21 protein-coding genes are annotated in these 19,020 nt (G+C 57.3%); 14 read left to right on the forward strand and 7 right to left on the reverse strand.

Going from position 1 to position 19,020, the window contains the following annotated elements; translation table 11 throughout:
* Together VC35_RS27660 and VC35_RS27665 are read left to right on the forward strand one after the other, a co-directional pair.
* Positions 1 to 610, forward strand: a 610-nt coding sequence (locus VC35_RS27660; RefSeq protein ID WP_046043880.1) for an oligopeptide/dipeptide ABC transporter ATP-binding protein, incomplete at its 5' end; no start/stop codon positions are given.
* A gap of 139 nt (positions 611 to 749) precedes the next feature.
* Positions 750 to 1,469: a hypothetical protein gene (locus tag VC35_RS27665; RefSeq protein WP_046043881.1), complete on the forward strand. Its 720-nt coding sequence runs from the start codon at positions 750 to 752 to the stop codon at positions 1,467 to 1,469.
* Positions 1,470 to 2,056: 587 nt separating this feature from the next.
* Here the strand turns inward: VC35_RS27665 and VC35_RS29715 are convergent.
* Positions 2,057 to 2,323: a hypothetical protein gene (locus VC35_RS29715; RefSeq protein ID WP_185754873.1), complete on the reverse strand. Its 267-nt coding sequence runs from the start codon at positions 2,321 to 2,323 to the stop codon at positions 2,057 to 2,059.
* Positions 2,324 to 2,606: 283 nt separating this feature from the next.
* Here VC35_RS29715 and VC35_RS27675 point away from each other — a divergent pair, with 283 nt between their 5' ends.
* Positions 2,607 to 3,317, forward strand: coding sequence for a hypothetical protein (locus VC35_RS27675; RefSeq protein WP_046043882.1), 711 nt, complete (start codon positions 2,607 to 2,609; stop codon positions 3,315 to 3,317).
* A complete protein-coding gene (locus VC35_RS27680; RefSeq protein WP_046043883.1) occupies positions 3,265 to 4,002 on the forward strand; it encodes a Fic/DOC family protein in 738 nt (245 codons plus the stop codon). The genes VC35_RS27675 and VC35_RS27680 overlap by 53 nt, the downstream gene beginning before the upstream one ends.
* 234 nt (positions 4,003 to 4,236) lie before the next feature.
* Here VC35_RS27680 and VC35_RS27685 read toward each other — a convergent pair whose 3' ends face one another.
* Both VC35_RS27685 and VC35_RS27690 read right to left on the reverse strand, forming a co-directional pair.
* Positions 4,237 to 5,796 (reverse strand): GGDEF domain-containing protein, encoded by a 1,560-nt coding sequence (locus VC35_RS27685; protein ID WP_046043917.1) that lies wholly within the window; start codon positions 5,794 to 5,796, stop codon positions 4,237 to 4,239.
* 300 nt (positions 5,797 to 6,096) lie between these two features.
* A complete protein-coding gene (locus VC35_RS27690; protein WP_046043884.1) occupies positions 6,097 to 6,981 on the reverse strand; it encodes a LysR family transcriptional regulator in 885 nt (294 codons plus the stop codon).
* Positions 6,982 to 7,128: 147 nt separating this feature from the next.
* Here VC35_RS27690 and VC35_RS27695 point away from each other — a divergent pair, with 147 nt between their 5' ends.
* The 5 genes from VC35_RS27695 (at position 7,129) to VC35_RS27715 (ending at position 11,301) form a co-directional block, all read left to right on the forward strand.
* Positions 7,129 to 8,229 carry an alkene reductase gene (locus VC35_RS27695; RefSeq protein ID WP_046043886.1) on the forward strand — a complete coding sequence of 367 codons (1,101 nt, stop codon included), beginning with the start codon at positions 7,129 to 7,131 and terminating at the stop codon, positions 8,227 to 8,229.
* Between the two features lie 141 nt (positions 8,230 to 8,370).
* Positions 8,371 to 9,282 (forward strand): LysR family transcriptional regulator, encoded by a 912-nt coding sequence (locus tag VC35_RS27700; RefSeq protein ID WP_046043887.1) that lies wholly within the window; start codon positions 8,371 to 8,373, stop codon positions 9,280 to 9,282.
* A 137-nt stretch (positions 9,283 to 9,419) separates the two neighbouring features.
* Positions 9,420 to 10,178 carry an SDR family oxidoreductase gene (locus VC35_RS27705; RefSeq protein WP_046043888.1) on the forward strand — a complete coding sequence of 253 codons (759 nt, stop codon included), beginning with the start codon at positions 9,420 to 9,422 and terminating at the stop codon, positions 10,176 to 10,178.
* A 66-nt stretch (positions 10,179 to 10,244) separates the two neighbouring features.
* Positions 10,245 to 10,646 carry a nuclear transport factor 2 family protein gene (locus VC35_RS27710; RefSeq protein WP_046043889.1) on the forward strand — a complete coding sequence of 134 codons (402 nt, stop codon included), beginning with the start codon at positions 10,245 to 10,247 and terminating at the stop codon, positions 10,644 to 10,646.
* 199 nt (positions 10,647 to 10,845) lie between these two features.
* On the forward strand, positions 10,846 to 11,301 hold the full coding sequence (locus tag VC35_RS27715) for a glycine zipper 2TM domain-containing protein (protein WP_046043890.1): 456 nt from the start codon (positions 10,846 to 10,848) through the stop codon (positions 11,299 to 11,301).
* A 69-nt stretch (positions 11,302 to 11,370) separates the two neighbouring features.
* Here the strand turns inward: VC35_RS27715 and VC35_RS27720 are convergent, their stop codons facing one another.
* Positions 11,371 to 12,285, reverse strand: coding sequence for a pirin family protein (locus tag VC35_RS27720; RefSeq protein ID WP_046043919.1), 915 nt, complete (start codon positions 12,283 to 12,285; stop codon positions 11,371 to 11,373).
* Positions 12,286 to 12,407: 122 nt separating this feature from the next.
* On the opposite strand from VC35_RS27720, the gene VC35_RS27725 reads away from it, so the two are divergent.
* From VC35_RS27725 to VC35_RS27735, 3 genes are all read left to right on the forward strand, one after another.
* The gene (locus VC35_RS27725; protein ID WP_046043891.1) at positions 12,408 to 13,319 is read left to right on the forward strand and encodes a LysR family transcriptional regulator; all 912 of its coding nucleotides are present in this window, start codon (positions 12,408 to 12,410) and stop codon (positions 13,317 to 13,319) included.
* A gap of 91 nt (positions 13,320 to 13,410) precedes the next feature.
* A complete protein-coding gene (locus VC35_RS27730; protein ID WP_046043892.1) occupies positions 13,411 to 14,226 on the forward strand; it encodes an AraC family transcriptional regulator in 816 nt (271 codons plus the stop codon).
* Positions 14,227 to 14,339: 113 nt separating this feature from the next.
* Positions 14,340 to 15,410 (forward strand): threonine aldolase family protein, encoded by a 1,071-nt coding sequence (locus VC35_RS27735; RefSeq protein ID WP_046043893.1) that lies wholly within the window; start codon positions 14,340 to 14,342, stop codon positions 15,408 to 15,410.
* A 78-nt stretch (positions 15,411 to 15,488) separates the two neighbouring features.
* Here the strand turns inward: VC35_RS27735 and VC35_RS27740 are convergent, their stop codons facing one another.
* Complete coding sequence (locus tag VC35_RS27740; RefSeq protein WP_046043894.1) at positions 15,489 to 16,412, reverse strand: NADP-dependent oxidoreductase; 924 nt, start codon at positions 16,410 to 16,412, stop codon at positions 15,489 to 15,491.
* 74 nt (positions 16,413 to 16,486) lie between these two features.
* Positions 16,487 to 16,927, reverse strand: coding sequence for a DoxX family protein (locus VC35_RS27745; RefSeq protein WP_046043895.1), 441 nt, complete (start codon positions 16,925 to 16,927; stop codon positions 16,487 to 16,489).
* A 195-nt stretch (positions 16,928 to 17,122) separates the two neighbouring features.
* On the opposite strand from VC35_RS27745, the gene VC35_RS27750 reads away from it, so the two are divergent.
* Entirely contained in the window at positions 17,123 to 18,040 is a 918-nt protein-coding gene (locus VC35_RS27750) for a LysR family transcriptional regulator (RefSeq protein ID WP_046043896.1), read from the forward strand.
* A gap of 34 nt (positions 18,041 to 18,074) precedes the next feature.
* A complete protein-coding gene (locus VC35_RS27755) occupies positions 18,075 to 18,533 on the forward strand; it encodes a metallophosphoesterase family protein (RefSeq protein WP_046043921.1) in 459 nt (152 codons plus the stop codon).
* 20 nt (positions 18,534 to 18,553) lie between these two features.
* On the opposite strand, the gene VC35_RS27760 is transcribed toward VC35_RS27755, so the two are convergent.
* Complete coding sequence (locus tag VC35_RS27760; RefSeq protein WP_046043897.1) at positions 18,554 to 19,012, reverse strand: winged helix-turn-helix transcriptional regulator; 459 nt, start codon at positions 19,010 to 19,012, stop codon at positions 18,554 to 18,556.
* Positions 19,013 to 19,020 lie beyond the last annotated feature (8 nt).

Here is a 19,020-nt window from a genome sequence, read left to right on the forward strand (position 1 = left end):
GAGCGCCGCGGAACGTCGCGAGAAAGTCCAGGCGATGATGAAGCAGGTGGGCTTGCGGCCCGAGCATTACCAGCGTTATCCGCACATGTTCTCCGGCGGTCAACGCCAGCGGATCGCCCTGGCCCGCGCGATGATGCTGCAACCGAAAGTGCTGGTGGCGGACGAACCGACCTCGGCGCTGGACGTGTCGATTCAGGCGCAGGTGCTCAACCTGTTCATGGATTTGCAGCAAGAGTTCAACACCGCCTACGTGTTCATCTCTCACAACCTGGCGGTGGTACGCCACGTGGCCGACCATGTGATGGTGATGTACCTCGGTCGCCCGGTGGAAATGGGCACGAAAGAGGACATTTACTCCCGTCCTCTGCACCCCTACACCCAAGCGCTGTTGTCGGCGACGCCGGCCATCCACCCGGATCCGAACAAGCCGAAAATCAAGATCGTCGGCGAATTGCCCAACCCGCTGAACCCACCGTCCGGCTGTGCCTTCCACAAGCGCTGCCCATATGCCACCGAGCGTTGCAGCACTGAAGAGCCGGCCCTGCGCCTGCTCGCCGGCCGCCAGGTGGCTTGCCACTACGCCGAGCAATTCCTTGACGGCGCGGCGTAACGAACTGTGGGAGCGGGCTTGCTCAACACGCTTGCTTTCCACCCGCAAGGATAGATTTTCGCGAAAGGCACAACGTGCCAAATCCTCAGGCTTGGCTAGAATCTTTTCGGTAGGAGATCTATTCAATGGAAGGAACGATATGTGCGATGACAGCAACGCCAGTAAACACTCACGAATCGTGATATGCCCTTTTTCGGGGCAGTCCAGACAGTGGACAAATACGAGAGAAAACTGGCGAAAAGCAAGGCGGTCAAAAATTGATGCCAACAAAGACAGGACCGATTTGGCCGACTATGAGTTCTTTACATTCGACAAACCTTCGAAAAAAAGGCTTAAAGAACGCTTGGAAAGTTGCATAGGCCCAAACGAGACAATCTACATTTTTGGTCATTGCGCTCCAGGAAGCATGAGTCTGTCCAACGAAAGTTCTGCTAGCAGCGAGTCCATCACCGCCTTTGCCCTGGCCAAAGAGTTGAAAGATGAAGTCCTGCTGAATAAAAATTTTGCCGGGAAGATAAAAATTTATGGCTGCAACTCAGCACTGCCAAGTGGAGCAAAAAAATCTTTCGCCCATTCATTTGCCTGCATCATGAAACTCTATCTTTATCATAACTGCGAGATTCATGGATACGCCGAGACACTCGTAGATGGTTACGTCGGCGCGCATAAGATTGCCACTAGCGATGGCGCACTGGTTAAAGCACTAAACGAAATGATCCAGAGAGAAGAAGCTTTCGGCGCTGGAATAGACTCCAAGTACAATGAAGATCATTCTTTGCGCCCTAGCAAGTTTCGGCAAAAAATGGAAATTTCCAAGGAGATTGCGCTCGAGTTCTACAACGGACTTAAGTCAAAATAATGAATTTGCAAGACTGTATTTTCATAAAAACACTTAACAAGAAGGCTGGTCAGGTATCGTTACCGACTTCCCTTTCAACAATTTTGGTTCACCTGGGTAAACATTGAACGGAGCCACTGTAGAGCCATCCACCTTGGCACCTTTTACGGGGTAACGCACCTCGAAGGTCAGCGACAGGACTCCCCTAAAGATGCCCGTTGTGCTCTTGAAACTGCCGTCTGGAGGAAGGGCCGAGATGGCCAGTTCGTAGTAACCGACAGAGTCCTCGCCTTCCGCGGGTGGCGCAGGATTGCTAAATTCAGTGCCTTGTCCGACCGCAAGGGGTTTTAGGTCCCCGCCCTCCCCCCCGAGCCGGACTATCGGCGTGCGAAACACCAGTAGGGGGTTGGCCTGGTTGCGTATTTGCAAGGGTTCGTCCAGGCGAACCTGAAACAATCCGGTGCTGGAGACCACCCGCAGCCGTGCGCTTACCTCGTAAGAGGTATGCCAACCACCACAATCAACGCCAAATCCAACAGGAAACCTTGGTATGCAGAGAATTGCAACTGCAAGAGAAAGAGTTTCTGTTTAATCAGGCAAAAGAAGTATTACTGCAACAGTTGCAAACCATAGCGAACAGCAACTGCAACAAGACAGACGGCAGTCCGAATTGGATCAGCGTGAAAAAGCGCTGCAACACGCTGTTTTAAATCTGAACAAACGCGACCAGATTGTTTCAACAGAATCCCCGAAACAATTGCAGTTGCGTAATTGGCTAATGATTGAATTGCTACTGGAGGCCACTTTCCGCGCATCACTTCCGCCACACCCTTGCCGACCGCTTTTTGGCTTACCTGGTCGAGAAGCGCGGGCATGACCTGGGGCCAGCCACGATACGTCGCAGCCAGCGCGCTGTTTGCGCCCCTGGGAATGTCCAACCCTGGTCGATTCAGTCTGCGAGATTACTTTTCGTACCAAGCGCAGGGAGAAAGCAACGTACGAAAACTTCCCACCTTTATATCCGTTCGAATCAATCTGAACCAAATGCTACAGCTGAATCGGCCAATAACATAACATCCCGACAAAATCAAATACAACTTGAAAGCAAAGGGGCTTTATAATAAAATACATCTCAATTGCCATCCTTGGAGAAGCACCATGGAGACAAAAGAGAAAATCTTTCATAAAATTAAAAAAACACAGAAGCGCATAATTCTTCGTTGTGAATTCGACGAGTTGGGCGGTCGCACACAAGTTACAGAAGCCATAAAGAGTCTAGTAACCACCGGGTATTTAGACAGGATCGGCAAAGGCGTTTATGAGAAAAAAACTCATGCCAGCTCTAACGCATCCAATGAATACATACTGCTCCTTGTCAAGTCTGTATTCAAAGAGCTTGGTGAAGCCCTGTGCAAAGCTGAACTTGAAACGCGCAACAACGATAGAATTTGTGTTGTTTATACCAAAAACATACGTATATCGCGCAAACTAACACTTCATGGCGTACCTGTATGTTACGCCCATAGCAAACACTTGGAGAGCCCTCATCAATGCGATGAATGGAAATTGCCCATTGATGTTGATGAACTCCCAAAATCAGATGTGCGCAACTATATTGAGCGGTTTGCTGAACACTATAAAATAAAACACCAGAGAACTGGACTCGATGATTTTGCTGAAGCCGTCACGAGAATGGCTGGCGATGACATAAAACTTGACGCAACTGAGAAGCTTCTGGTTGCGCTAAAGAAAAACGATCTGATTAACGCAAAGCAACTTGCCCGACTACTGAGCAATTATTTAAAGGAAGCAAGTAATGTTCGACCCATTCGGGGACTTCGAGACCCACGGCTACCTGCGCAATATTGAGAGCATAAAAGATCTTGCAATATTAAAACGACAGGAGCATGTTTTTTTTGAATCCAATATTGAACGGGCCTTAAAGTATCTTCGCGATGTGGAAGGTCACATCCGCTATAAAGACTTCCTCAATGTCCACAAGATTCTATTCGAAGAATTCTATCCATGGGCGGGACAAGACAGACACTCACTTAAAGTGGCACGACTCGTAAGCAAAGGGGGCACCATACAATTTGAAGTTTCTGAGTCGTGCCAGCGTGCGATAGAGTGGGGATTAGAAATGGGAAATAATGCTCAAACTATTCGTGCTCGTCCGGGCCAGGTAATGGGAGCATTCGCTTGGGGGCATCCCTTTCTAGATGGTAACGGTCGAACCATGCTATTAGTTCATAGCGAACTCTGCCGTCGAGCAGGTTTCTCAATCGACTGGGTCAACTCCAACAAGGCTGATTATCTAACCGCCTTAACATTTGAACTGGACAATCCCGCAGGAAAACATCTCGATAGCTATTTGATTCCGCTCATATGCCAAACAGTGTCGCACGCTGATCTGCTCAATCAACTGCAGGAAATGCCCGGCCTGGATGGACAAGGAACCACCAGCGCTGCGGACATCTCTTACAGAGCTGATGACCAAGCAGCAATGATGGCCTATGAAGTGGCTAAGCGCTCGCGCGGGGAATATACCAATTAATCAGTCTGTACGAAGCTGGTTACTTGCGGATCATGGACGAGCTTTCATCAAGCTGGTAGCGAGTGACAACACATCCGTCCCTCGCTACCTGTCAAATCAGGCCAGTTGGTTGCGCCTGCTGTAGACGACGATACGAGCGGTCATTAACGAAGTTCAGCGTGGTACCTCCTGCGTGATCAACGCCTGCCGTGCCACGAAACCAGCCGGCAAGCATTTCACCCTCTCTTCGTCAGATCAGTCCTCTACCGTTTCAGTCATTGCAATGCCTTTGCGACCTAGTTGCTTGACGCCATACATGGACTGATCCGCCGCCTTGAGCAGAGTGTCGAGACTCTGGCCGTGAACAGGAAACAGCGAAACCCCGATACTGCACGAGAGCGATCGCTTTCCAGCGGTTGTCATGACTGGCTGCGCGATAGCTTCAAACAACCTCTCCGCCTTTTTTCCGGCACTCTCAGCGCTGGTAATGTCCGTAAGCAGGATGACGAATTCATCCCCTCCATAGCGTGCGACTGTGTCACGCGAGCGAGTCGCCTGAAGCATGCGACTTGCGACCGTTCGAAGCACTTGATCGCCTACCTCATGGCCGCATTCGTCGTTGATTTCCTTGAAGTGATCCAGGTCGATCAACAACACGGCAAACGGTGTCCCGTTCACTTTCCAATTGGCGATGGCCTGCTCAAAACGATCGGCAAAGAGGTAGCGGTTGGGCAATTCTGTGAGTACGTCATGGGTTGCCAGATACGTTGCTCGCTCGTGCTCGACTTCAGCCCTTTCTATCGCCTTGAAATGCCGGATCAACACAAGTGGCATGAGGACAAGCGCCCCGGCCAGAACGGCAAGGATCACCAATGTTTCGGCGCTCAAAACATCCCCAAACCGCAGCTGACGCTCAAACAGCAACGTCATTGGTTGTGAAACGTTTCTAATCTCGACCCGATCAGTCAGGCACGGCAAGAAAAGCTGATCCAGAAAACCAGCCTGCTCTGTCTCTGTTGAAAACACGTTGTTTTCTGAACCAGCGCCGGTTTTCAGAACAGCGCTGATATGGACGAAAGGATCGACGTTCGCATCGTTCACGGCTTCCAATAGCGAGTCCGTTCTGATCAGAAGCAAAGACAACATCGTGCTGCCAAAAAAATTGGGGCGAGTGCTCTCTCTTGCATCCTCGGTCCGATTGACAGACTGCATCAGAATGTAAGCATTACCACCTTCGTACATCGAGAAAACGGGTGATACGACAGGTTTCTGATTACTGCGGGTTCGAGCCAGTGCATAGGAAAGATGCCCAACGGTTTCCAGCCTGACGCCATAGATCGAACTGGATTGCGGGAGTGGCGGGTACATGAACAACACGGGCCAGGTCTCATTGAGATAGACCTGATGCTGGGCAGGTTGCTGAGCGAGGCTCGGGAAATCCTTGAGTGCAAAATCCGGACGCCAGGTGCGCTTCAACAGTTCTTCAAATGCAGTCTGCTCGGCGATGGGTACCGCCCTCGCCGCCTCGAGCATGTAAATATGAGGGTACGCGGATAAAACCGCTGCCGCATAACGAGCTGCTGCTTCCGAATCGCTCTGGTCGACTGCCTGAAGAAATGCTGAAAAACCCGACAACACCGCTTCATTGGTATCCAGTTGGTTGCGCACGATGCCGGAAATGTTCTGTACGTATTCTAAAAAACGCGTTTTCCGGCGTTCGGTCTCAGATGTCAGCAGTAACCAGGTCGAAAAACCCACCAAACCGACCGCCAAAAGAATGAATCCCACCAAGGAGCTGCGCCGCCTGGTAAACATCATTCGGGCTTCTCGACGCGCAGAGCCTGCGTGGAGACGATGGGAATGAATAAAGCCAAGGTAAGCGCTATGGTTTTCAAAAGGGGTGCAATCCATGCAGTAAAAAGGAAGTCCGAAGTCTTACGATGTCAGTATCTCACTAAACCTTGCGGTAGACGTAGGGCCCACTTGGATCGCCCCGGATTATCCCGACACCTTGCAGGCTCATTGCGTAGCGCTTTTCAAGCGCTACTACCGGTGAAAGCTGATTGTTTAAGCCATGGCGGCGTTTTGCGTTGTAGTACATGCCGGCGTAAGCGATCAGATGCGCAAGTGCGCACTCATGTAGTCAATGAACACGCGCAACTTGGGTGAGGCATAACGGCTGGCTGGCCACAGCATCCAGAAGACGACCTGGCGGTCAATGCAGTCGTCCAGCACGGTGACCAGCTGGCCGCTTTCCAGCGCTTCGCGCACCAGGAAAGTCGGCAGAAAGGCAATGCCCCTGCCCTGGATTGCGGCGTAGGCAAGAGGCTCGATCGTGTTCGACGTCATTGTGGCGGGCAGCACCAGTTCAGCCTCGGAGGCTTCGAGTCGCAGCGGCCAGCGTTCCAGCTTTCCGGTTGCGGGAAACTTGTGCTGCAGGCATGAATGGCGTTCCAGTTCACGCGGATAGGTGGGTACACCATGCCGCTTGAGATACGTCGGCGACGCCACCAGCACATGTGCGCAGGAACCGAGGCGGCGCGCAGTCAAGCGAGAATCGGTTTGCTCGCCGGTGCGAATCACCGCGTCGAACCCCTCCTCGATCACATCGACCATACGGTCGCAAAAATCGATATCCAGTTCGACTTCCGGATACTGCTCCATGAACCCGTCAAAGGCCGGCATCATCAGGTCGCCCAGTAGCGGAGTGCCCACCCGAAGCCGCCCCCGTGGACTGCCAGCCAGGCCTGACAGCTCGGACTCTGCAGCGGTGAGCTCGCTGAGGATGCGGCGGCAGCGCTCAAGGAACAGGGTTCCCTCGGCCGTCAGCGTGATGCTGCGTGTACTGCGATGAAACAGCCGCACATGCAAGCGCTCCTCCATGCGGGCGATGGTTTTGCCCACGGTCGAGGACGACACCCCCAACTGGCGGGCGGACTCGGAGAAGCTGCGCGTTTCGGCAACCTGCACGAATATCGAGATGCCATTCAGACTTTCCATCACTATTCCTGCCTGCTCCGGTAGACCCCCGCCAACAAGGCGGGATTACGGAAAAAACATCCGAAATGTTCGGCATCACGGGACATTTTTCTCCGCGAATTTTACGCCTACATTGGCCCCATCCCACCACTGATAGGTATCGTTGTCATGTCCAAACTGCATACGAGCATCCAGATAGGTCCACACCAGATTTCCCATCGCGTCGTTCTGGCGCCACTTACCCGTATGCGTGCCGAGCCGGGCGCAATCCCCGGCCAATTGATGGCCGAGTACTACGCCCAACGCACCACCGCCGGTGGCCTGCTGATCGGCGAGGCCACTATCGCCGCCGCCAATGGTAATGGCTACCTCGGTGCTCCCGGTCTATATGACGACAGCCAGATCGCTGGCTGGAAGCTCGTGACCGACGCCGTTCATGCCAAAGGCGGCAAAATCTTTCTGCAGCTCTATCATGCGGGGCGCCAGTCCAATAGCCTCCTGCAGCCCGGCGGCGCCCAGCCGGTAGCCCCTTCCGTCGTGGACCACGGCGGCCTCGCCTTCACCGAGACTGGCTGGACCCCCGGCAGCCCCCCGCGCGAACTGACCATCGCGGAAATCCGCGGGCTGGTGGAAAGCTTCCGCGCAGCGGCCGAACGCGGTATCGCAGCCGGATTCGACGGCGTGGAGTTGCACTCGGCCAACGGCTACCTGTTCGATCAATTCCTCCAGGACGGCAGCAACAAACGTACGGATATCTACGGTGGCTCGTTCGAGAACCGCAGCCGGTTCCTGCTCGAAACAGTAGAGGCGGTGATCTCCGTCTGGGGTAGCAATCGGGTGGCGGTGCGCCTGGGCCCGAGCGGCAATTTCGGCGACATGTCCGACAGCGATCCCATTGGCCTGTTCACCTATGTCGCACGCGAGCTGAACAAGCTGGACCTCGCCTATCTGCACCTGATCGAACCGCGCATCCTGGGTGTCGCCGAAGACGAGCGCCGGGACCAGAATCCGGTGGCGTCCCAACTCATCCGCCAGCACTACAAGGGCACCCTTATCGCGGCAGGCGGTTTCTCCGGTGAATCGGCCAACGCAATCCTTGAGGCCGGCGATGCAGACCTGGTCGCGTTCGGCCGCCACTTCATCGCCAACCCTGACTTGCCAGAGCGCCTGCGCAACGGCTGGCCGCTGAACCCGTACGACCGCGAGTCGTTTTTCGGTGGCACGGAAGCGGGTTACACGGACTATCCTTTCCATACCGAAGTTGCGTGATCATTTGCACCGCTGGTAGCTGGGGTCATAGTGCCCCAGCTACCTCCCCTTCAAAAAAACACTTACCCAAACTGCCGCGTGTCACGGTCGCCTCTGCCAACGGGGTCAAGGTGCGTACCGGCTGAAGGAAGGTGCCAACACATGAAAGACCTTTTCTCCTACAGGCTTTTCACGAGGGTGGCGCGACTGGGCAGCTTTTCGGCCGCGGCACGCGAAGTGGGTCTTTCTCAATCCCAGGTCTCCAGGATTGTCGCCGAGCTCGAAGCCGATCTCGGCACCCTGCTGCTGGCGAGATCGACACGTGCCGTCGTCCCGACTGACGCAGGGGCGGATTTTCTATCGCGCATGGAACCCATCCTCGCCGCGGTGGAAGAAGCCGAGCAAAGCGTTCGCGGCGGCCAAGAGCTGCGCGGCGTTGTGCGGATCAGCATGCCGACCAGCATCGGCGTACGGGAAATCATTCCGCGTATAGCGCCGTTCGCAGCGATACACCCCAACCTGCATATCCAGGTCCTGCTCGCCGATCATTGGCAGGATCTGGTGCGCGAGAATATCGATGTTGCGATCAGGCTTGGACGACTCGTGGACTCCAGTGCAACAAGCCGCCAGATCATGACGATCTCCAGATTCATTCTCGCCTCACCGTCCTACTTGCTCACCGCCGGAGAGCCGACTACGCCTGAGGACCTGCAATCCCATCGAATCATCGCCGGTCCAGCCTCGACGGTCCCGAGTGGGTGGATGTTCAAACGCGATGGTGAGACCAGGACAATTGAGCTCGAAGCGCACTTCTCCACCGACGAAAACGAAGGCGCTGTCGCGGCGGCAACGGCCGGGTTGGGGATCACCTCGACAACGGCCTGGGCATGCCGGCGAGAGCTAGAAAGCGGTGAACTTGTCGCACTGCTCACCGATTGGGAAACCGAGTCCGTACCTGTGCATGCCTACTTCCCCCACGGCTCGCGAACCCGAAGAGCCGGCCGCGCCCTGATTGAACATCTTGTCGCCAGCCTGCTTGACGATGCCAGCGGTGCTTATGCATCCGACGCATAGAAGATAGCCAGTCACAGCGTCTACTCCGATCCTGCCGAAGCTGCCAATTTAGCGCCATACCCCGCGACGCAGCGGTCGGGCTGATCGACCTGGCAGCGTGGCGGACGCCCTGACTTTTTCGTTCAAGGAAATCCCTCATGCGCATGACTGGCAACACGATCTTCATCACTGGCGGCGGCTCCGGCATTGGCCAGGGCCTGGCCGAAGCCTTCCACAAGCTTGGCAATAAAGTGATCATCTCCGGACGCCGCAAGGAACGACTGCAGCAGACGCTCGACGCCAACCCCGGCATGGCCGCCATCGAACTCGACATCAACGACACGGCCAGCATCCAGGCAGCAGCGCAGCACCTCATCGCCCATTACCCTGAGCTCAATGTGCTGATCAACAATGCCGGCATCATGTTGCTCGATCATGCAGAAGGTCCGGTGGACGATGAGCTTGCTCTCTCGACCGTCACCACAAACCTGCTGGGTCCGATCCGCATGACCTCGGCGCTGGTCGAGCATCTGAAGGCCAAGCCGGATGCGATCATCGTCAACGTTTCCTCAGTACTCGGCTTCGTACCCATGGCCGTGACGGCGGTCTATTCGGCAACCAAGGCCGCGCTGCACTCCTACACCTTGTCGCAGCGCTATCTGCTGCGCGAACACGGCGTCCAACTGGTCGAGATCGCACCGCCGTGGGTACGCACCGAATTGCTCGACAGCAGCGAGGAGGAACGCGCCATTCCCCTCGACCAGTTCATCACAGAAGCGATGAAACAGTTCGAAAGCGGTGCCGACGAAATTCTCGTCACTCCGGCCGAAGCCATGCGCGCCAATCCTGGCCCGAACGAGCATGCCTGGGTGAATGCGTTCAACGACATGATTGCAAATGGACCGGCTTTCGGCTGAGACCACAAGGCGATATTGGGCGGCCCTACAGCCGCCGACCTTTTACATTGCAAGCAGGATCAGACTATGACTTCACGTACACCCGCCGAGAACAAGGCCATCGTCCTCGAAGGCTTCGCAACCCTGTTCAATCTCAAGGATCTGGCTGCGGCCCAACGCTTCTGGTCACCCTCCTACATCCAGCACAGTGCCCATGTGCCCCCTGGTCGCGAGGGTCTGTTCGAACTGGTCGCCGCAGGAGCACCCGATTTGCGTTACGAGTGCCAACTGGCAGTCGCTGAAGGAGACTTCGTCATGTTGCACGGTCGCTTCACTGGCCTCGGCCAGCCGGCGAACTGGGTCGTGGTCGATATCCTGCGCCTGGAGGACGGCGTGATGGTCGAACATTGGGATGTGATTCAGGACGAGGCGACACGCGAAGGTTCCGCCGGCGGGTACCCTATGTTTGGGGACCGGTTCCCAGGCTAATCGCTCAGTCCGGACCTGTTTGATATCCGCAAAACACTGTGTCAGCAGCGCCTGAACCTTGGCCATCCCCCGCCTGGCGTTCTGATTCACCAACCTTACGCGCAGTGCGCAGGCAAACAAGCGCATGAACCGGACTTTTTCGTCTAACGTCATTGGATGCGTGTGCATGACCCACTTCCTCTGAAAATGGAGTTCGACGATGAAAACAATCGCTTCCTGGCTGACGATTACGCTTTTTGGTCTGGTGCTTGGCGGCTGTGCCGCGGTGGGTGCCGGGAGCGGAGGCGCTGGCGAAATGGAAATTCGCTCGGGGAAAATCGAGCAGATCACACAGACCCAGATGCAGACCAATCACGATAGCGGCGTCGGTGCCATAATGGGGGGTATTGGCGGTCTGGCCCTGGGAAGCCTGATCGGCCAGGGTACCGGCCGGGATGTGGCGATGGTCGCCGGTGCCCTCGCGGGTGCGGCAGGCGGCAACTACGTTGAAAAGAAAAAGTATGATCAGCCCGTGGACGCACAGCAAATCATCGTTCGCACCCACAGCGGCGTATTGGTTCAGGTGACCCAGCCGATCAACCCGTCGCTGAGAAAAGGCATGAACGTTTATGTCGAGGGTAGCGGAAACGAAGCGCGGGTGGTGCCACAAAGCTAGGGGCTGTGACTGCGAAATGGCAAAGGCGCGCCATCCTGACTCGGAGGGCGCGCCGCCATGGTTCACGGGTTATTTGAAAACCGGCACGCCGGCTGACCCGCTGGGCTTTTTCAGGTACTCACGCAAGCGAACGCCAATCTCGGCAATTTTCGCCTCTCCCTCACGCAGCGCCTGCGGGTTGGTGTGCACCGAGTAGTTTCCCAGCGCCAGATCGTAGGGATGAGGTTCTGCTGAACCGATCACGAAGACGGTGTCTTTGTTCAGCGCCTTGAGCGTCACTGCGCCGCTGCCGGGTTCGAAGATGGCCATCTCTGCTGCGTTGACCAAGCCTGGTGCAGACAACGCGCCGCGACTGACACTCAACCACAACGACTCGTGCCCATTGGGTGGCACATAAGTCCAGGACTCGTCGGCTCGTAGCGTGACCAACAGGTAGTTCATGCCCGCGGGAGCACGGACCGGGCTCTGGACACCCTGGTACGTGCCGAGAATCACCCGCGCCGGCCCCACTTCAGGCATCACGCTTGACTCCAGATATTGGCTATCGACACTGGCGTTTTCCAAGGCCGGTGGTAGTGCAACCCACAGTTGGAAACCCTGAATCCGCTTCGATGTACCGACCGACATTTCCTTGCCGTGCCAGACTCCGCCTCCGGCCCGCATCCATTCGACACCGCCGTAGTCAATCATCCCCTTTCCCGAATCAGCATCCTCGAAGCGCAAATTGCCTTCGGTAATCACCGTGACGGTGGCAATGCCCGAGTGCGGGTGCATGGGCATGCCGTTGATGAATGAGCTCTCACCTTCGAACAGATCAAGGAACACAAAGGGCTTGATCAGGTGGCCGAGATCGCCAGGACTCATCAACCGGACAATAGCGCCGTGCCCGCTGCCTGTGGTGCGATAGCTGATAGCGCGCTGAGTTTCGGCTTCGCGTGCAGAGCGCGGATCAGTCGCGATATCAGGTTGTTGCTGAACGTTCATCATGATCACTCGAAGTGGAAAGCCTCTCGGCCCAATGCCTGGAACAATAGAGCGAGGCTGATTACTTGATTAGTCGATACAATTGGATTGCACTCGTCCATTAGCGCAAGGAATGACCGGCCATGCTCGACCTCAATGACATCGCGATGTTTGTGCAGGTAGTCCGCTGCGGCAGCTTTGCCGAGGCGGCTCGGCGCCTGGGCATGCCGCCCAATACCGTGAGTCGCCGCATCCAGCAGCTCGAAGCGCACCTCGACACGCGGCTGCTGCAACGCTCCACCCGCAAGCTCACACTCACCGGTGCAGGCGAGGACTTCCATGAGCGTTGTGCAGGCGCCGTCGACGGCTTGCTCGAAGCCGGACAGGAGTTGATAACGGGTAGTAACGAGCCCAGTGGCCTGGTGCGCGTGGCGGCACCGGCCGACTTCTTCGACTTCTTCCAGATGGACTGGGTGACCGGGTTTCTCGCCGCGCATCCACGCGTGCGGCTCGACTTCGTACTCAGCGATGCGAAGGCCGACTTGATCGCAGAGCAGATCGATGTCGCGTTTCGCGGCGGCGCTTTGCACGATTCCGGTTTTGTCGGCCGTCAGATCCTTGATCCGCGCAGCGTCGGAATGGTCGCAAGCCCCGCCTACATTGCCGCGCACGGCTCACCCCGCACGTTGCAGGACCTGGTAGACCACGATTGTGTGATCTCCGCGCAACCCGGTGGCCACGCCACATGGCGCCTGGTCGGCCCGCAGGGTGAGGAGGAAGTGCAAGTCAGCGGGCGCTTCAGTGGCAATACCGCACAGGCACTGCGCAGGGCCGCCGTGGCCGGTCTCGGCATCGCGCTACTGCCACCGGTGATGGCCAGGCTCGATGTTCAGGCCGGTGTGCTCGTCCCGGTGTTGGCGCAATACCAACCCAAAGGCTATGGCCTGAACGTGCTGTACCCAAGTCGACGACAGTTGCCGCTTGCGGTATCGGCTTTCATCGACCTGGTGATCGAGAAGTTGAACGCGTCGGACGCACCAGAGGTGCACCCGTAGCGAGCGGCAGTCGATGCCCATGGCATCTATACCTCTTACGCACTTAAACTTTGAGTCTCACGCCCTCCTCGCCGATTGTTGAACGGGTCCCATGACTGAGCATGCCAAGTACCATCACGTGTCCGAAGTACCAGGCTTGGTGCTGGGGTCCGCACGCTTTGTAGACACCGGTTTCGATCGCCATTACCACCTCGACTTCCACGTAGGTTTTGTCACCGAAGGCATCCAGCGTCATCGATCCAAAGGCGAGTCGTTTCTTTTAGGTCCGGGAAGGATTGCCCTGATGCCGCCGGGTGAAATCCACGATGGTGTGCCCGAAGGCGGCGACGCTTATACGCTCAAGACATTCCGTCTGTCCCAGGCGCTGGTCGCGAGCCTGGCCGAGGAGATCAGCGGTCAACCGAAAGAGCTTGAATTGGCTGGTGTGTTGCTCGAAGACCCGGGACTTGCCCATAACCTGTGCGGGTTGCACGAAGCAATGCAGCGGGCCGTTGGCCCGGGCAGCCTCGCGGTGCAGACGCAATGGTTCTCCCTGCTTGAACAGCTGTTGAGCCAGTCACGGGCGATCAAGCCCGAAACGATTACCGGCACGCTATCGCCCCTGCAATGGTCGCGCGTCAGGGACTATTGTTTCAGCCACATCGATCAGCGAATCACCCTCGATGACCTCGCCGGACTCTGTAGGCTGGGGCGTTTCCCGTTTCTCAAGCAGTTCAAGCGGACCATCGGCATGACGCCCCACGCATGGCTGCTTCGTCTGCGTCTCGAACGGGCCTGCGGCCTGCTCTCTCGCAGCGCGCTACCCATCGTCGAGGTCGCCCACGCCGTCGGCTTTTACGATCAAAGCCATTTCAACCGCGCCTTTCGGCAGGCATTCGGCGTCGCACCATCGCGCTACCGGACTTAGGCCGTCGACCATCTGGCGACCGTCAATTTTTTACAAGCGCAACCACCTTCCCTCTCCATAGGATGCGCCAATCCGGGCGAAACACCTTCGCCTGCGCAGCCGAGAATTGGATGATGAACGGTGAAACAAACAGACCGCCCGCGCTGGGTTTTTCAAGTGACAACATCGCCGGTGCTTCGCCGGAGGTGGTACAAGCCCTGATCAAACACAGCACGAGCCAGGCGAGTCCCTATGGTACCGACGAGTTGACGGCGCAGGTCCAGCGCAAGTTCTGCGAAATCTTCGAACGCAACGTGGAGGTCTTTCTCGTGCCCACCGGCACCGCCGCCAACGCGCTTTGCCTGAGCGCGATGACGCCACCCTGGGGCAACATCTACTGCCATCCGGCCAGTCATATCAACAACGATGAATGCGGTGCGCCGGAGTTCTTTTCCAACGGCGCGAAGCTGATGACCGTCGACGGCCCGGCGGCCAAGCTGGACATCGTCCGACTGCGCGAGCGGACTCGCGACAAAGTCGGCGACGTACACACGACCCAGCCCGCCTGCGTCAGCATCACCCAGGCCACTGAAGTCGGCAGCATCTACACCCTGGATGAAATCGCAGCCATTGGTGACGTCTGCAAGTCCTCTTCCCTTGGACTGCATATGGACGGGTCGCGCTTTGCCAACGCCCTGGTGTCGCTTGGCTGCTCGCCGGCCGAGATGACGTGGAAGGCCGGCGTGGACGCCCTGTCGTTCGGTGCCACCAAGAACGGCGTGCTGGCGGCGGAAGCCATCGTCCTGTTCAACAGCTCCCTCGCCACCGAGATGAGCTTCCGCCGCAAGCGCGCAGGCCATCTTTCTTCCAAAATGCGTTTTCTGTCGGCGCAGATCGATGCGTACCTGACCGACGATCTCTGGCTGCGCAATGCACGCAAGGCCAACGCTGCCGCCCAGCGCCTGGCCCAGGGACTTACTGGCCTGAGCGGCGTTGAGGTCCTCGGCGGTACCGAGGCGAACATCCTGTTCTGTCGACTGGACCCGGCAATGATCGATGCGCTGCTAAAGGCCGGCTTCGGGTTCTATCACGATCGTTGGGGACCGAACGTCGTTCGCTTTGTCACCTCGTTCGCCACCACTGCCGAGGATGTCGATCACCTGTTGAACCAGGTGAGGCGAGTTGTAGATCGGGAACGCGAGTAACGCTTACCACCCAACACAGGGACTGATGGGCGTCTCCAGTCTCGACGCCCAACTCCAGGAACAACCACTGGCAACCACTTACTTTGTTGTATCGAGGACAAGCCGGCCCCGCAAGTGACGGCCCATGCTTTTTTCGATCGCCACTTTTGCTTCGCTCAGGAGGTATGTCTCTACGTCGACGGTGAGGTGTCCCTTGTCGAACAGTTCGGCGATGATCGAGAGCTGCCGGCCATCAGAGCGGGTAGCAAAGTTCGCTGGGGTCACGCCGTAGTCGTTGGCCAGCGACATATTTGGGGCGCTCACCGGCGATACCAGCACACCGTGCTTTTTCAATACCGCAAACGAACGGGATTGGGTTTCGCCACCCACCAGATCCAGTACCACATCGAGACCGGATACCAGCTCCTCGAAGGCCTGAGTCCTGTAGTCGATGGTGTAGTCCGCACCGATCTCCTTCAGGTAGGCATGATGGTGTGCCGAGGCCGTTGCGTAGACTTCAGCGCCCAGGTACTTGGCAATCTGCACGGCCATGCTGCCCACGCCACCGGCCGCGGCATGGATCAACACTTTCTGTCGACGTTGCACGCCGGCGTGTTCGGTCAGTGCCTGCCAGGCCGTCAATGCCGATGCCGGAACAGCGCCAGCCTGCAACGCACTGAGGGATTTTGGCTTGATCGCCAGCTTGGAAACCTGGGCAACCGCTTTGGTCGCATAACCGCCGACAATGTTGATGAAGCCGAACACTTCATCACCGATATTGAATTCAGTGACGCCCTTGCCCAGCGCGACCACGGTGCCGGCGACTTCGACGCCCGGCGTAAAAGGCAGCGGCAACGGGATGAACGCTTTCATGGCCCCGGACAGGATTTTCCAGTCAATCGGATTGACCCCGGCTGCGGCGACATCGATCAGCACCTCTCCAACACCGGCGACAGGGTCGGCAATCTCTTCCAGGCGTAAAACTTCAGGACTGCCGTATTCGTACACGCGTAGGGCTTTCATGGAGGCCTCGATAATCGAAAAGAGGGGAGAAATCATTGCGCTGCGAGGGCGCGGGCCCTGCGCAGCGCGGGGGATCAACGACGGCGGGCGTCGAGGCTGAAGCGACCGGCACCGAAGGCCACAACCTGCAACAGGCCACCGGCCATCGCGATGTTCTTGAAGAAGTGGATGAACTGGTTCTGATCGCCCAGTGCGTTATGGAACGCCAGCGCGGTGAACACGCTGAACACGGCCAGTACGGCGGCGACGGTGCGGGTGCGGTAACCGGCGATCAATGCCAGGCCGCCGCCGATCTCTACAATGATTGCCACCGCCAGTGCCAATTGAGGAAGCGCAAGCCCGACAGAGCTGATGTAGCCGACCATCATTGCCGGAGCGGCCAGTTTCGAAAAACCGGAAAGGATGAAGATGGCGCTGAGCAGTACGCGGCCGATCAACGAAGCCGAGGCTTGGGTGACGTCGGAACGGCTCTGGTCAGAGGTGGTTGTTTGAGCGATGTTTGCAGAAGTCGTCATGGGGCAATTCCTTCAGTTGGGTGCGATTCGACTTGAACCGCCCGGGTGAAGAAATGTTGCGCCTCGTCAGCTAATCTGAATAGCTGGCTAATTTAGATCATTAGATGCGATAAATTAGAAAAGCTAGCCTACATAACCGGTAAAGGAGTTCAATCGTGCAATTTGCTCAGCGACGCCTGATTCAAGGAAACAGGCATGATCTCTGACCCGGGAACACCGACACTGGACCAACTGCGGGTGTTCCTGACGGTCGTGGAAGTCGGCAGCTTCGCGGCGGCCGCCCGAAAATTGCACCGCGCCACTTCGGTCGTCAGCTACTCGATCGCCAACCTGGAAATGCAGCTCGGCGTGTCGCTATTCGACCGCCAGACAACCCGTAAACCCCAGCTCACTGATGCCGGTCGCACCGTACTGGCCGAAGCCAGGACCATTGCCAACGGTGTTCATGGTTTACGCGCCAAAGTGAAGGGCCTGCTCCAGGGGCTTGAAGCCGAAGTGCACGTGGTGCTCGATGTCATGCTGCCCCCCGAGCGCGTGGTGGATGCACTCAAATCCTTTCGCGAAGAATTCCCGACCGTTGCCCTGCATTTGCACATGGAAGCCCTTGGTGCCGTCACTGAACGGGTGATCAACCGTGGCGCGATCATCGGCGTCAGCGGCCCCATGAACGAGGGCATCGACGGTATCGAGAGAATGGGGGTCGGCAGTGTCGAGTTGATTCCCGTGGCGGCCCCGAATCATCCACTGGCTTCGAGCGAACCGAATGCTCCGGGCGCCGGCCGAGAGCACACGCAACTGGTGCTGTCCGACCGTTCGGTCCTGACCAAGGACAAGGATTTCGCCGTGCTCAGCAACCGCACCTGGCGCCTGGCGGACCTGGGCGCCAAGCACATGCTGCTGCGTGAGGGCATCGGCTGGGGGAACATGCCCGCCCCCATGGTCCGGGAAGACCTGGAAAGCGGTCGACTCGTGCAACTGAACATACCGGAATACAAAAGCGGGATTTACCCCTTCGACGTCATTTACCGCACGGATTTGCCGCCGGGGCCGGCTGCGAGGTGGTTGATCGACCGCTTCGTTCAGCAAGGATCCGCGCAGGAGACATCCCCTTGAACCTGGAACCACAATGCCGCTCGAACTGCCCGCCATGAAAATCGGCGTCATCTCCGACACCCACGGCTTGCTCCGCCCCGAAGCCATAGCCGCCCTGCAAGGCTGTGATCGCATCCTTCACGCGGGCGACATCGGCAGCGCGGCGATCCTCGAGCAATTGGCCGCAATCGCGCCGGTGGATGCGGTGCGTGGCAACAATGACCTGGACGCACCCTGGGCCCGGGAGTTGCCCGATTGTCTGCACCTGGAGCTCAATGGCTGGACGGTTCTGCTGGTGCATGACATCGCCGATGTAGCGGCCGATCTTGATGACGGTATCAAGCTGGTGATCACCGGTCATTCGCACAAACCGCGCATCGACTGGCGTGGTGAACGGCTGTTCCTGAATCCAGGCAGCGCCGGGCGCCGACGTTTCAAATTGCCTGTCACCCTGGCGTTGCTGGAAGTGGTTGGGCAATCAATCGAGCCGCGGCTGGTGTCGCTGCTCGACTGACTCGCTTTCCACCGATCGATTCACGACTCGTCGGCAACCACCCTCACTCGGTGGCAGTCGGACGGTCCAAGTTTTTGTCCGTTCAAGGAGCGAACTTCAATCGGCATCAGGGACTGGCCGTACTGATTGTCCAGCAACACCGAACGGGTCTCTTCCCGCGTGAACAGGAACCGTTCGCCCCACTGCCTCATACTGACCACCACTGGAAAGATCTCCCGTCCTTTTTCCGTCAGGACGTATTCCTTGTAGGCACTGCCATCCGACGCAGGCTGAACGTCGAATACACCGACTTCAACCAACGTCTTCAGGCGCGAAGCCAGAATGTTCTTGGCCACCCCCAGGCTTTTCTGAAATTCGCTGAATCGGCGAATGTCGTCGAACGCGTCGCGAATGATCATCAGCGACCATCGATCCCCAATGGCTTCCAGTGTCCGTGCTACCGGGCATTCGCTGCCTTGCGATGAAGGGTCTGCGACCATGGTGTTTA

This window comes from Pseudomonas fluorescens, assembly GCF_000967965.1.
In the GTDB taxonomy this organism is placed as follows: domain Bacteria; phylum Pseudomonadota; class Gammaproteobacteria; order Pseudomonadales; family Pseudomonadaceae; genus Aquipseudomonas; species Aquipseudomonas grandcourensis.